This window comes from Sorangium sp. So ce1153 (assembly GCF_051521595.1).
In the GTDB taxonomy this organism is placed as follows: domain Bacteria; phylum Myxococcota_A; class Polyangia; order Polyangiales; family Polyangiaceae; genus Sorangium.
Map to the genome: position 1 here is coordinate 7312059 of NZ_CP150361.1, position 14201 is coordinate 7326259.

Sequence of the window (14201 nt, forward strand, 5' to 3'; positions counted from 1 at the left end):
GGGAGGAATCGACGTGAGCGGAGACGACCACAGCTTGCCCCCGCTTCCACGGAAGCTCGCGGAGCGCTTGAGGTCGTTGCGCCGGCTCCGGCCCTCCGAGGCGCTCGTCGACCGCGTGCTGAGCGAGCTGCCCGAGCGCGCGCCGCGCCGCGCGGCGGGCGACGGCGAGCGGACGCCCTCAGAGCAGCCGCACCAGCAGCTGCGCGGCGACGATCTTCACGAGCGTCGCCACCGGGTAGACCGACGCGTACCCCGTGTTCGGCGCGTCGCTGCGGGCCTGCTCCAGGCTGAACGCGAGCACCGCCGGCTGCGTCTGGATGCCGGCGAGCATGCCGGTGAGGGTCCCCATCGGGATCCGGAGCAGCCGGCGGCCGACGAGGAGCGTCCCGAAGGCGACGACCGCGGTGATGACCACGCCGCTCCCGATCAGCGCCGCGGCGCCGCCCTGCTGGAGCGTGCGCGCGAATGAGTAGCCGGACCGGGTGCCGACGCCGGCCAGGAACATCACCACGCCGAGCTGCCGGAGCGTGAGGTTGGCGCTGTAAGGCAAGGTCCACACGAGCGGCCCCGTGCGCCCCACCCGACCGAGGACGAGGCCCGCGAGGAGCGGCCCGCCGGCGAACCCGAGCTTGATCGGGGCGCCGCCCGGCAGCGGGATCGGCGCGCTGCCGAGGAGCAGCCCGAGGGCGATCCCGAGGCTGAACGTGATGACGTCGATCTCCGAGATCGCCTTGAACGAGTCGCCGAGGTAGCGCGCGACCGCCTCCATGCGCTCGCGGGGCGCGACGACGCGCACGCGGTCGCCGAGCTCGAGCTCGGTCCTGTCGTCGGGCAGGAGGTCGACGTCGCCGCGGCGCACGCGCGTGATGATGGCCCCGAAGCGCTCCGGCAGCCTGAGCGCCCGGAGCGGCCGCTCGGTGACCCCGGGGCGGGAGACGAACATCCGGCGGTAGTCGATGAGCGACCTGTCGAACTCCAGGTGCTCGGTCGTCGCCTCGCCGAGCAGGAGCGCGGCGGCGCTCACGTCGTCCTCGCCCCCGATCACGCCCACGAGATCGCCGCGCTCGAACACCGTCGCGTCGGTGGCGATGGCGAGCTCTTGGTCGCGGCGCATGCGCCCGAAGAGCACGTGCAGCCCGTGCCGCTGCCGGATCTCGCCGGCCGGCACGCCGAGCGCCTCGTCGCGGGTGACGCGCACGGTGACGTTGGTGAGGCGCTGCTCGAGCGCCCCGGCGTCGCGGCGGCTCCGCGGCTCGGCGTCGTGGTCGACCCGGAAGAGCCGCTGCATGAGGCCGATCGCCCCGAGCGTGCCGAGCACCCCCGCCGGGTAGGTCACCGAGTAGCCGACCACGGCGCCGCTCGAGAGCGCCTCGCGCGCGGCCTCGGGCGCCGACTTGATCACCTCGAGCGCGCTGGCGAGGGCCGGGGTGCTGGTCGTGGCGCCCGCGAACACCCCGGCCGCGGCGGCGCCGCGCAGGCCGGCGAGGCGCGCGGCGAGCGCGGCGAGCGCGGCGGCCACGAGGAGCGCGAAGGCGGCGAGGGCCGCGTCCCGGAGGCCGCGGCGGCGGAGCGAGGCGAAGAACCCCGGACCGCTGGTGAGCCCCACCGTGTAGACGAAGAGGGCGAGGCCGAAGACGGTCACGAACTCGGGCAGCTGCAGCGCAGGGTCGACGGCGCCGGCGCCGAGCCCGACGAAGAGCACCGCCGCGACGCCGAGGTGGAAGCCGCCGATCCGGACGCGCCCCACGAGGAAGCCGACGGCGGAGACGATGAACAGGAGGAGGAGCGGGCTGTCCGCGAGGAGGCGAATCATGGACTCGGGACGGAGGTGGCGTGCGGGCGGCTCGGAGCGGTGAGATCGGGAGAGATCTTCAACCACGGAGCGCGCTGCGAGGGGCGATAAAAATGGAGCGCTGCGCGCCCGGAGGGCCGCTGCTAGGCTGCGCGCGCTGAGCGGCCCATGTCGAGAAGCCCCCTCGAGCGCGCGCTGTCCTATCACACGCGCACGAAGCACCACCTGCAGCGCTACGCGCGCGCCCTGGGCTACCTCGACTGGAGCACCCAGCCCGATCCCTTCCGCACGTTCGAGGGCGCCCCGCGGGTCCTCTTGCCGCTCCGCGCCGGCGAGCTGACCGCGGCGTACCGGGAGCTCTACCGCCCTGGCGCGGTGCCGCCCGCCGCGGTCGAGCTCGGGCCGATCGCGGCCCTCTTCGAGCTCTCCCTCGGCCTGTCCGCCTGGAAGGAATACCGCGGCTCGCGCTGGGCGCTCCGGTGCAACCCCTCGAGCGGGAACCTCCACCCGACCGAGGGGTACCTGCTCTCGGCCGGCGCGCCCGGGGTGCCTGCCGGCCTCTATCACTACGTGAGCCGCGACCACGCGCTCGAGCGCCGGTCCACGCTGGACGCCGGCGCCGCCCGCGGGCTCGCGGGCCTCCTCCCCGCGGGCGGCTTCGTCGTGGGGCTGAGCTCCGTCCACTGGCGCGAGGCGTGGAAGTACGGTGAGCGGGCGTTCCGCTACTGCCAGCACGACGTCGGGCACGCCGTCGCCGCGGTCCGCTATGCCGCGGCGGCGCTCGGCTGGTCTGCCCTGCTGCTCGACGACCTCGGCGACGCCGAGCTCTCCGCGCTGCTCGGCCTCGATCGCGACGCGGACTTCGCCGGGGTCGCGTCGGCCGATCGCGAGCACCCGGACGCCGCGCTGCTCGTGGTGCCCGCCGCGCCGCTCGGCCGCGACGAGGCGCTCGCCGCCGCGCGCGCGGTCGGCTCGAGCGCGGCCGAGGTGATCCGCTTCGTCGGCGGGGGCGCCTGGGCCGGGCGGGCCAACCCGCTGAGCTCGAGCCACGTCGACTGGGACGTCATCGAGGACGCCGCCCAGGCCACCTGGAAGCCTCACACGGAGGAGCCGGCCGCCGCCCCGCAGGGCGAGCTCCCGCCGCTCGGCGGGGGCAGACCGGGTGGAGGCGCGCTGGCGTCGGACGTCATCCGCGCGCGGCGGAGCGCGACCGCGTACGACGGCGGCACCTCGATCGGCGCGGAGACGTTCTATTCGATGCTCGACCACCTCCTCCCCCGCCCCGGCGTGCCCCCGTGGGACGCGCTCCCGTGGTCGCCGCTGGTGCACGCCGTCCTCTTCGTGCACCGCGTCCGCGGCGTCCCGCAGGGGCTCTATGTGCTCGAGCGATCCGAGGCGGCGCACGCGCGGCTGGAGGCCGCGCTCGCCCACCCCTTCGCCTGGGAGAAGCCAGACGGGTGCCCCGAGCACCTGCGGCTCTATTGCCTCTCCGAGGCCGACCTCCGGAGCCCCGCGCAGATCGTGAGCTGCCATCAGGAGATCGCCTCCGACGGCGCGTTCAGCCTCGGGATGGTCGCCGAGCTCGGCTCGACCCTCCGGGAGCGCGGCGCCCCCTGGTATCGCCGGCTCTTCTGGGAGGCCGGCGTCCTCGGCCACGCGCTGTACCTCGAGGCGGAGGCCGCGCGGGACAGCGGCGGACGCGTGCGCGCGACCGGCATCGGCTGCTACTTCGATGATGCCTTTCACGAGCTGTGCGGCATCACCGGCGACGAGGTCCAGAGCCTCTATCACTTCACCGTCGGGGGCCCTGTCGAGGATACGCGCCTGATGACGCTCGCGCCCTACGAGCACCTCGACCGGGCGCGGCACGCGTCATCCCCTCCCCCGTCATCCCCTCCCCCGTCGTCCCCTCGCCCGAGCGCGGAGCCGACGCCGAGGCGGTCACCCGGGAGCTGACGCGGACTGCTCCCTTCGCCCCGAGATCCCCCCGCTGGCAGCGGCCACGCCCGGCGCAGCGGTGCGGGGACACCTGGTCACCTGGCCGGCGCGGCGCCCCTGCCCGGCTCCGGGGAACAGCGTCCCCCTGAGCTGCGTAGACAGGTCGTAGCGCTCCGACCTGGACACGAATGCGTCCACAATGCGTCACCAGAAGAAAATTCCGTCCTGTCGGCTCATCGCACATCTTCGTGCTGGTGGCGAAGGATCGCAGCGCGCTCTCGGTTGGAAGCACGTCAACGGCCCACCACCGTGGCTCCGCACAGCAGCCGTGCCGCCACAAAATGACAGTCCTGCGACAAAATTTCGAACCGGCTTCAGATCCGTGATGCCAACTCGGTCGCATCACCACATGAACCCATCGATGCCACGACCTCGACCATGCGACCGCAAGCGCACGCACCGCGCGCAGCGCGCCGCGATCACGCGACGAATACGACCAGCACGCCCAGCACGCTCACATGGAACCGTCGGGCCCGCCGCGGGGGTCGCGGGCGTTGACAGCGATAGACGCCTTTGTTCCTATAGCCAATCCACTCGGAGCGGCGCGCGCCTCTGAGGGCGGCCGGGGACATGGTGGGCACGGGTCAAGACATCTCGGACGCGGAGCCGACCCAGACGGCGATCATGGGCAAATACCGCCTGATCGCCAAGCTTGGCCGCGGCGGGATGGGCGACGTGTTCCTGGCGATCGCGCGGGGGCCCGGGTCCTTCAACAAGCTCGTGGTTGTCAAGCGCCACCGCGACATGGCCGCAGACGGCGAGAAGGTCGTCACCATGTTCCTGGACGAGGCGAAGCTCTCGGCCCGCCTCAACCATCCCAACATCGTCCAGACCTATGAGGTCAGCGCGGACGAGGCCGGCTACTTCACCGTGATGGAGTATCTGGAGGGCCAGCCGCTCAACGCGATGATGCGGTCGGTGGCCCAGGGGGACGCGGGCGCGGAGGGCTTCACGCGCGGCTTCTGGATCCGGATCGTGGCCGACATGCTGAGCGGCCTCCACTACGCACATGAGCTCTGCGATTACGACGGTTCGCCGCTCGGCATCGTCCACCGCGACGTCTCTCCTCACAACATCTTCGTCACCTACGACGGCGCGGTGAAGCTCCTCGACTTCGGCATCGCCAAGGCGTCGATCAACACGAACCTCACCGAGACAGGGAAGCTGAAGGGCAAGACGTCCTACATGGCGCCCGAGCAGGCGGTCGACAGCGCGTCGATCGATCGGCGCGCCGACATCTTCGTGGCGGGGATCGTGCTCTGGGAGCTCCTCACGCGCGAGCGGCTCTTCGGGGGCGACGCCGTGAGCGCGCTCTGGAAGCTCGCGGCCGTGGACGAGATCCAGCGGCCCTCGTTCGTGCACCCGGACATCCCGCCGGCCCTGGACGCCATCGTGGGCAGGGCGCTCGAGCGCGACCCGACGAAGCGCTTCGCGACCGCGCAGGAGATGCGCGCGGCGCTCGAGGACTACCTGCGCGAGGCGGGCGAGGACGTCCGGGCGGACGAGGTCGGCGCCAGGATGCGGAGCGCGTTCGCGGAGCGCCGGGCCAGCATGCAGCGGCAGGTCAGGGCGTACATCGATCAGGGCTCGGCCGCTCCGGGCCCGCTCCTGGAGCAACGCCTCTCTCGCGTGAGCCAGATCGAGGGGGTCGACGTCCGGCGCGTGCAGACCGTGAGCACCGTCGACGAGGACCTCGGGCGGAAGACCCCGGGCGCCGAGCGCCGGACGTCCGAGTCCACGGGCCTGAAGTCGACGCTGCGCGCGGCGGGCACGCCCCAGCAGCGCAGCTACCTGATCGGGGGGATCGGCGTGGCCGCCCTCGTCGCGGCGGTGGCGATCTCGGCGCGCCGCCCGGACGGGAAGGCGCCCGCGACCGGCTCCGCGGCGGCCGCGCTCGCCGGGCCTGCCGCGGCGGTGGGCTCTCGCTGCACAGGGGTGCTCCGCGTGCGGATCACGACCGACGACACGGGGACGACCACCGATATCGCGCCGCCGTACAGCTACGGAGTCTACGACTACCTGCGTCACCTCAACGACAGCCACGGAGGGATCCGGGGCTGTCCCATCGACGTCGAGGTGAAGGACGCGCAATACGACCCGGCCAGGACGGAAGAGATCATCGAGGGGTGGCGGCGGGGGCCCGCGTGGGGCGAGGTCTCGACGCTGTTCATCTTCGGCACCGGGCCGACCACGCGGGTGGCGCCGAAGCTCACGCAGGAGAAGAAGCTCATCATCCCTGGCTCGTATGCCGGCTCGCTGGCCACGCCGGTGCCGATCTCGGCGGACGTCCACTACGACGAGTTCAACGCCCTCGGCCATAGCGTCGCCGCGACCGAGCACAAGACGAGCCCAGGCTATCCTTACATCTTCTTCCCGGCGACGGACTACTCGACGGGGATCCGCATCGGCCTCAAGGCTGCGTGGAAGATCGCGCCGGGGCGCATCGCGATGGCGCACGACACCATCGACCAGTGCCTTTACTGCGTCGATCCGCTCGCGGCTGGCAAATCGTACGTGGAGCAGCTGCCCGGCATGCTGCTCGGCGAGGATCTCATCGTCCCCCAGACGTCGTCCCTCGAGGACGAGCGGGTCATCGTCGACACGGTGATCGGCTACGTGAAGCGGGAGATCGAGAAGAAGAAGGCGGACCCCTCCTACGTTCCGACGAACTGGTTCTGGGCTGGCAACAGCGTCGTCTCGTCGTCGTTCGTCGGGAAGGGCGCCGCCGCCGCGCAGAAGCTCATTCACCAGGCGTTCCCGGACAGGGATCGCTGGCAGCTGCGCGTGATGGCGAACAACTGGGGTATCGGCGAGCAGACCCTGGCGCTCTGCGGGGCCGACTGCGCCGGGATCTTCTATGGCCTGTTCCCTGTGCCCGTGTACGGCGACACCCAGCATTCGAGCGGCATGGCGGAGATGCTCCGGATCCACCGGGCGTACCGGGAGAAGGACGGCCACCCGCTCGACCGGTATCAGGACCAGTTCTATGTCCAGGGCCACGCGACGGCGCTCATGTGGCGCGCGGCTGTCGAGCGCGCCGTCGACGCCGGCCACGCGAGCCCGGACGGCGAGGATCTCAAGGCGGCCCTCGAGACGTTCCAGAACGTGGTGCTCGACGGGATGACGGCCGGGCCCATCTCGTTCAGCCCGACCGATCACCGACCTCAGGCGAACGAGTCCGTCTACAAGATCAGCGCGAACGCGGACGCGGGCGGCGTCGTCTTCAGGTTCGTCGATCAGTATTCGATCGAGCTCGATCCCAGGTGGCTCGGCTACTGAGCCGAGCCCCTGCTCAACGCGGCAGGGCGCCGCGCTACGTAGGTCCAGAGATCCGCCAGAAGCCGAGCCTCTGGGCGCCCCACAGGTCCGGGCCGACCGGGCCCTTGCCCCAGAAGTGATCGTCGTAGTTGGGGAGCGTCCACCCCTGGCCGTACGCCCCCATCACCGCGTAGATCACCTCGTCGTCCGGCTGGACCTCTATCGCCGTCGTCGACCACGCCTGCCGCAGCGACGTCGGGCTCGCGTCGTCGAGCAGGTAGCCCGCGAACATGGATCCCTCGGTCGTGTCGTCGAACGACTCGGTCGCATAGCCGAGCAGGAGGTGCAGGCCGTCGAACGCGCTCGACCACCGGAAGCGCCACGCGCCCGCGTCGTCCTGGAGCGGGCCGCAGGCCGCCACCACCATCCACTCCAGGTTGGAGTTGCCCCAGTGAGCGTCGCTGAAGTGGAGGAACCGATCGCTCATGGCGCTGCAGAACATGAACCCGACGCCGTTCGCGTGGCCCGTGTAGAACGTGAGATCGACCGAGTCCGCGAACGACGCGTCCTGGCCGCCCAGCGTCGGATCCTTGAAGTCGATCTCCCATGCGCGCTGGTCGCCCCAGTTGAACCGCTGCTCGACGCCCCCCGCCTCGAAGCTCTTCAGCAGCCCGTCGACGTTCGCGGCCGAGTGATCCAGGCCGCCGCACAGGCCGACCCACTCGGCGCCGACCGCGGCGCGGCCCTCGCTCCCCGGCGACGCGACCGGCGCGCTCGGCGCCTCGCCCGCAGGCGCCGCGCCCGCCAGCGGGACGCGCCGCGCCGCGGTCGCGACGAGGCCATCGGCGTCCGTGACGTAGAGCGAGAGCGTCTCCGTCTGGCCGCGAAGGCCCGGGACGCCCGGCGAGAGCCGCACCGTCGAGCCGCCGGCGGCCGCAGGATCGAGCGAGCGCGCCGACGATACCCACCTGTACGCGGCTGGCGCAGCCCCCCCCGTGACGCGCGCCTCCGCCAGGACGCCCCCGCCGTCGGCGCGCAGGGAGATCTCGGCCCTCGGCGCGTCCACGACGGCCGGCACGATCGCCCTGCGGACGTCCACCACCTGATCGCCGACAACGCGCCTCCCGCGGCACACATAATGAGGCAGGATCCGCCGCACCTCGCGGGAGAGCGGCGGCGCGTAGTAGACGAGCTCCGGCTCGGCCGCGAGCGCCGCGCCGCTGCCGAGCGCGCGAGCGCACAGCGCGAGGGCCTCGGAGGCCGGGACGATCGCGACGTCCTCACCGCGCTCGAGCTCGCGCCGCGCGTAGAGCAGGTGGGTCACGGCGCCCTCGGCGTCGAACGTCACCCTCACCTTGGCCCCGGGGCCGATCAGCCGGAGCCCCTCCAGCGCTTCGCGGAAGCTCACCTGCGTGTCGAGCTCGGCCCCCGCCACCTGGCGCCCCTCGGCGTCGATCGACTCGAAGAGCGAGTGCCCCACCGCGACGTCGCGCCCGACCGGGAGGCGCGCGAGGTCCAGCGCGGCCCGGGCGCGCGCCGCCGCGTCGGGCTCGGGGAGGACGCGGAGCGCCTCGAGGGCCCCGAAATCCAGGGCGTCGTCGCCGCTCGTGGTGGCGAAGCCGCGCTCGTCGCGGAACCCGGGGGCCGGCGGGTCGGCCTTCCTCGTGGGCAAGCGCTGGAAGCGCGCGCGATCGAGGTAGCGAACCGCGCCGTCGGCCGCGAGGAAGGCGCCGCCCCTGAACCCCTCCTCGGCGAGCCCGAGCGCGCCGGCGAGCGCGGCCGCGCGCTCCCTGTCGGCGCTCGGGCCGATCACCCGGTAGGCGGGCAGGAAGATCGCCGTCCTCGGAGAGGGCGCCGAGCCAGGCGCCGTGCCGGACGCACCGCGACCAGCGCTCTCCGGGAGATCCTCGCGGGCGTCGTGGCCGCTGCACGCGGCGACGCCGGCGGTCATGAGGAGAAAGATACGCAGCATCCCTTCCGGTGGTCTCTTCATGAAAGTCCCCCCTTTCCTCCGGTCGCGACGTGGCCCCGCGCGCAACTCCGGAGGAGCGATCTCGCAGGAAGCCTGAGCGCGGCGCTCCCGGCCCGCGGCGCGCGCCCACGCGTTGCAGGACCCAAGCCACCTCGGCCGCCGAAGATCGCCGATCGGGATGAAACCGCGTGAACAGCCGGGATTTCACAGCGAAGCGGAGAGGCGGGGAATCATTCGTAGACCGCTCGTAGATCGGTCGCAGATCGCTCCTGCGCCGCTCGCACATCGCGCGTCTCGCTGCCTCCCTCCCGACTCCCCTCCTCCCGCGGACTCGCTGTCTCGCGCTCAGGCGCCCGGCCGCGGAGCGCTCGCCCGCGCGCGGACCGTCCCGCAGATCGGCCGGAGTCGGTCTCCTGGCGCCGAATCGGCGGCTCGCGCGCCGGGCTCGGCGGCGCGCGGAGCGCGGCGCGCCGCGTCGCGCAGGCCCGCGACGAGGGTCCTCGCCGGGCCGCGCCACGGTGCCAGCGAGCGCGCGGCGCGCGCGGGCGGCGCGGATTGACCGGCTCGCACCGCGCTCCTAGGCTGCCGCGCACTCCATGACAGCAAACACGAAGGACGGCGAGAGCGCGCCTCCGGCCGGCGATCGGACGCTCGAAGGGACGACGGATCCCGGCGCGCGGCTGTTCCTCGACTTCCTCTCCTCGATCCGCCCCCACATCGAGGCCTCGCTCGAGCGGCGCTGGCGCGACAAGGTGGGCGACGTGGAGCGCTACGGCCGCGAGGTCGCGGCGATGGCCATGGAGGCCAGGAGCCTCACCCTGCGCGGCGGCAAGCGGTTCCGCGCGGGGCTGCTCGTCGCCGCCTACCAGGGCGTCGCGCCGGACGCGCCGCTCGGGCCCGCGATCGACGCCGGCGTCGCGCTCGAGCTGCTCCAGACCTACCTGCTCATCCAGGATGACTGGATCGACGGCGACACGATCCGGCGCGGAGCCCGCACCGTGCACGTCGGGCTGGCCGAGGTGCTGGGCGATCCGCACCTCGGCGCCTCGTCGGCGATCCTCGCGGGCGATCTCACGTGGGGCTTCGCGCTGAGCGCGCTCGCGGGCGCCGAGGCGCCCCCGGCGACGACGCTCGCGGCCGTGCGGCTGTTCTGCAAGATGCACGAGGACGTCGTGATCGGGCAGCACCTCGACGTCGTCGGGCGGGCCGAGGACGTCGAGCAGATGCACGCGCTCAAGACCGGCAGCTACACGGTGCGCGGCCCGCTCGCGCTCGGCGCCACGCTGGCGGGCGCGAGCGTCGAGACGGTGGCGGCGCTCGAGCGGTTCGCGGCGCCGGTGGGCGTCGCCTTCCAGCTGCGCGACGACCTGCTCGGCACCTTCGGGAGCGCCGCCGCGACAGGCAAGCCGGTCGGCAACGACCTGCGCGCGGGCAAGCGCACCGCGGTGCTCGCGGCGGCCGAGGGGCGCCTCGACGCCGCGGGGCGGGGCGCCGTCGAGCGCGCGCTCGGCCGCAAGGACGCGAGCGACGACGTGGTGGCCGCCGCGACCCAGGCGCTCGAGGCGTGCGGCGCGCGGCGCGCGGTCGAGGAGCGGCTCTCCGCGCTGTGCGACGAGGCCCAGGCCCTCGGCGGCTCGCTGCCGGTCAGCGCGTCCGCCCGGCAGATCCTGTGCGGCGCGGCGAGCGCGCTCCGGTGGACGGGCGCATGACCGAGGCGCTCGGCCAGGCCTCCGGCAAGGTGATCCTGCTCGGCGAGCACGCCGTCGTGTACGGCGCGCCGGCGCTCGCCGCCGGCATCGAGCGCGGCGCCCGGGCGCGCGCGGCGCGCTCCTCCGGCGCGAGCGCGCTGTGGCTGGGCGGGCGCGAGCACAGCGCGCAGACGGCCGGGGGCGAGGCGCATGGCGACGTCGCGCAGGCGTTCGCGGCCCTGCTCGCGGCGCTCCCCGGCGCCGGACCGGTGCGCGTCGCGGCGGAGAGCGACCTGCCCCCCGGCGGAGGCCTCGGGAGCTCGGCGGCGCTCGGGGTCGCGATCGCCCGGGCGGTCGCCGCGCTCGGGCGCGGGCCGGCCGAGTCGCGCGTGGAGACCGAGACCGACACCGCGGAGGCGGCGCTCACCGCGGAGGCCACGGTCGCCGCGGCGGCCGCCTGGGAGCGGGTGTTCCACGGCAACCCGTCGGGCATCGACACGGCGGCGGCCGCGCGCGGCGGGTGCTTCCGGTTCGACAAAGCGCACGGGGCGACCTCCCTCGCCCCGCGCGACGATCTCTGGCTCTGCGTCGGCTCGACGGGGGTGTCGTCGTCCACGCGCAGCATGGTCGACCTCGTGGCGCGGCTCTTCGAGCGCAAGCCCACGCTGGCCGAGAGCTCCATCGCCGGCATCGCCGCGCTCGTCGAGAACGCGGCCCTCGCCATCGAGGCGGGGGACGCGATCGGGCTCGGCCGGCTCATGGACCTGAACCAGATGCTCCTCGCCGGCATGTTCGTCTCGACCGAGGCGATCGAGGCGCTCTGCAAGCTCGCGCGCGAGGCCGGCGCGCTCGGCGCCAAGCTCACCGGCGCCGGCGGCGGCGGCTCGGTCATCGCGCTGCTCCCGCCCCCGCCGCCGGGCGACGGCGGCGCGGCGCGCGGTGCGCCCGAAGCCGCAGACCGCGTGCTCGCCGCCTGGCGCGACGCGGGGTACAGCGGCTTCGTGACAAGGGTCATGGCCGGCGTGACGAGGACGGAGCCAGAGGAGCAAGCATGAGCGCCGTGAGCCGGGCGACCGCGATCGCCCATCCGAACATCGCCCTCGCGAAGTACTGGGGCAAGCGCGCCGACGGGCACAACCTGCCCGCGGTCCCGAGCCTGTCGGTGACGCTCGCCGGCATGGCCACGACGACGGAGGTCGCGTTCGACGCAGCGCTCGAGCGCGACGAGCTCCACCTCGGCGGCGCGGCGCTCCCGCCCGACGCGGAGGCGACGCGCCGGGTCGCCGGGCTCCTCGACCGGGTCCGCGCCGCCTCGGGCCGGCGCGAGCGCGCCCGCGTCGTCAGCCGCAACGACTTCCCCACCGCGGCGGGGCTCGCGTCGAGCGCGTCGGCGTTCGCCGCGCTCGCGCTCGCGGCGAGCGCCGCCGCGGGCCTGCCCACCGCGCCCGCGCTGGTGAGCGATCTCGCGAGGAAGACCTCGGTCTCCGCCGCGCGCTCGGCGTTCGGCGGCTTCGTCGAGCTCCGCGCCGGGCGCCCCGGCGACGAGGCGCTCGCGGCGACGCCGCTCGCGCCGGAGGACCACTGGCCGCTCGCGGTCGTGATCGCGGTGACGCGCGAGGGGCCGAAGGACGTGGGCTCCAGCGACGGCATGCGGCACACGGCGACGACGAGCCCGTACTTCCCCGCCTGGGTCGACGCCGCGCCGCCGCTCTTCGAGGCGGTCCGCGCGGCGGTCCTCGCCCGCGACCTCGCGGCCCTCGGCGTGGCGGCCGAGGCGAGCGCCCTGCGCATGCACGCCTCGAGCATCGCCGCCTCGCCCGGCCTGCTCTACTGGACCGGCGCCACCGTCGAGGTGATCGCCGCGGTCCGGCGGCTCCGCGGCCAGGGCACGCCGGCGTTCTTCACCATCGACGCCGGCCCGCACGTGAAGGTCTTCACCACGCCCGAGGCGCGCGGCGCCGTGGAGGAGGCGCTGCTCGCCGTCCCCGGCGTCCTCCGCACCATCTCGGCCTCGCCTGGCGGCGGCGCGCACCTCGCGCCCTCGCCCGCTCCCGGGAGCGGGCGCTCGTGATCGTCCGCGCGCCTGGCAAGCTGGTCCTCTCGGGCGCGTACGCCGTCCTCGAGGGCGCGCCCGCGCTCGTGGCCGCCGTCGATCGGTACGTCATCGCCGACGCGGCGCGCCCTGCCGACCTCGTCACGGAGGAGGTCCAGGCGGCGATCGACGCGGGCGCGCTCGACCACGCGGTGTGGTTCGACGCCGCCGCGCTTCGATCGGCGGCGCCGGTGGCGCCGGCTGCTCCGGGGGCCGGGCCGTCCGCGCCCGCCGCACCGCCGCTCGGGGCGAGCCGCAAGCTCGGCCTCGGCTCGAGCGCGGCCATCCTCGTCGCGACCCTCGCGGCGCGCGCGGCCGCGGGGGCGTCGACGATGGCCACAGCCGCGGCCGCGGCGGCCGCGGTGGGCGCGGTGGGTGATCCGATGCCGGCGTGGGACACCCGCGCGCTCTTCCTCGACGCGCTCGCGGCGCACCGGCGGGCGCAGCGCGGGGGCAGCGGCGTCGACGTCGCGGCCAGCGTCTACGGCGGCGTCCTCTGCTGCCAGCTCGGGCCGGGCGGCGAGCTCGCGGTGACGCCGCACGCGCTGCCGGGCAGGCTCTCGGTCGAGGTCTTCGCCAGCGACGCCTCGGCGCGCACGAGCGACATGCTCGAGCGCGTGCGCGCGCTCGCCGCCAGCGCGCCGGAGGCGCACCGCGCGCTGCTCGGCGCGGCCGCCGAGGGGGCGCGCGCCGCCGTCGCGGCCGCGGACGTCCCCGCGCTCGTGGCCGCGCTGGATCGCCAGGTCGACGCGCTCGCCGAGCTCGGCGATCGCTCCGGCGCGCCGATCGTCACCCCCGCGCTCAGGCGCCTGCGCCCCGCCGCGGCCGCCGAGGGCGCATCGCTCGCGCCGAGCGGCGCCGGCGGCGGCGACGTCTCGATCTTCGTCGGCGCCGCGCCGCCGTCGGCGGCGTTCCTCGAGGCGGCGCGTGCGTCCGGCCTCGAGCGCGTGCCGATGTCGCTCGGCGCGCCTGGCGTCCACGTGCTGGACGCAGCCCGTCCGCCCCGCGCGCCCCACGTCTGAGCGCGCCGCGCGCCTGAACGCGCCCCCTCGCCGACCGTGCGCCGCGCGGTGCCGCGGCGCTTGGCACGGACCCCGCTCTGCTCGCTCCGGGATCCACCGCGGCGCTGCGCTTCGGCGACGCACCGCCGGCCTCCACGGGGCTTTCGAGATGCGAAGAGCGGGAAAAGCATGAACTTCGTGGAGCTCGCGAGGCCGCAGCGCCGCCAGAAAAGCTTCACTTTTCGTGGTGATACCGCCGGGGCGGCCGATGAGCGCGGTGGGCTCCGGGTCCTCCGAGGCGGGCTCCGCGGGCTGGCCGCCGCCGGCGCGAGCTCCGCGAGCGTGACCTGCGTTCACAGCGCGCCGGCGGACCGGCGCGGGGGCGCGCGCGCCGGCGCGA

The 14201-nt window shown here is 74.5% G+C and carries 8 protein-coding genes; 6 read left to right on the forward strand and 2 right to left on the reverse strand.

Annotated elements, in window-relative coordinates:
* Window positions 1-178 precede the first annotated feature (178 nt).
* The gene (locus WME85_RS26285; RefSeq protein ID WP_437842135.1) at window positions 179-1813 is read right to left on the reverse strand and encodes an aspartate:alanine exchanger family transporter; all 1635 of its coding nucleotides are present in this window, start codon (window positions 1811-1813) and stop codon (window positions 179-181) included.
* A 147-nt stretch (window positions 1814-1960) separates the two neighbouring features.
* On the opposite strand from WME85_RS26285, the gene WME85_RS26290 reads away from it, so the two are divergent.
* Window positions 1961-3748 (forward strand): nitroreductase, encoded by a 1788-nt coding sequence (locus WME85_RS26290; RefSeq protein ID WP_437842136.1) that lies wholly within the window; start codon window positions 1961-1963, stop codon window positions 3746-3748.
* A gap of 612 nt (window positions 3749-4360) precedes the next feature.
* Window positions 4361-7069 carry a protein kinase domain-containing protein gene (locus WME85_RS26295; protein WP_437842137.1) on the forward strand — a complete coding sequence of 903 codons (2709 nt, stop codon included), beginning with the start codon at window positions 4361-4363 and terminating at the stop codon, window positions 7067-7069.
* Between the two features lie 34 nt (window positions 7070-7103).
* Here WME85_RS26295 and WME85_RS26300 read toward each other — a convergent pair whose 3' ends face one another.
* Entirely contained in the window at window positions 7104-9041 is a 1938-nt protein-coding gene (locus tag WME85_RS26300; RefSeq protein ID WP_437842139.1) for a DUF6345 domain-containing protein, read from the reverse strand.
* Window positions 9042-9616: 575 nt separating this feature from the next.
* Between WME85_RS26300 and WME85_RS26305 the strand changes: the two genes are divergently transcribed.
* The 4 genes from WME85_RS26305 to WME85_RS26320 are packed head-to-tail and all read left to right on the forward strand — an operon-like array spanning window position 9617 to window position 13822.
* Window positions 9617-10729, forward strand: coding sequence for a polyprenyl synthetase family protein (locus tag WME85_RS26305; RefSeq protein ID WP_437842140.1), 1113 nt, complete (start codon window positions 9617-9619; stop codon window positions 10727-10729).
* Entirely contained in the window at window positions 10726-11763 is a 1038-nt protein-coding gene (mvk, locus tag WME85_RS26310; protein ID WP_437842141.1) for a mevalonate kinase, read from the forward strand. The genes WME85_RS26305 and mvk overlap by 4 nt, the downstream gene beginning before the upstream one ends.
* Window positions 11760-12779 (forward strand): diphosphomevalonate decarboxylase, encoded by a 1020-nt coding sequence (gene mvaD, locus WME85_RS26315; protein WP_437842142.1) that lies wholly within the window; start codon window positions 11760-11762, stop codon window positions 12777-12779. Before mvk ends, mvaD begins: the two co-directional genes overlap by 4 nt.
* A complete protein-coding gene (locus WME85_RS26320; protein WP_437842144.1) occupies window positions 12776-13822 on the forward strand; it encodes a hypothetical protein in 1047 nt (348 codons plus the stop codon). Before mvaD ends, WME85_RS26320 begins: the two co-directional genes overlap by 4 nt.
* The last annotated feature ends 379 nt before the right edge of the window (window positions 13823-14201 follow it).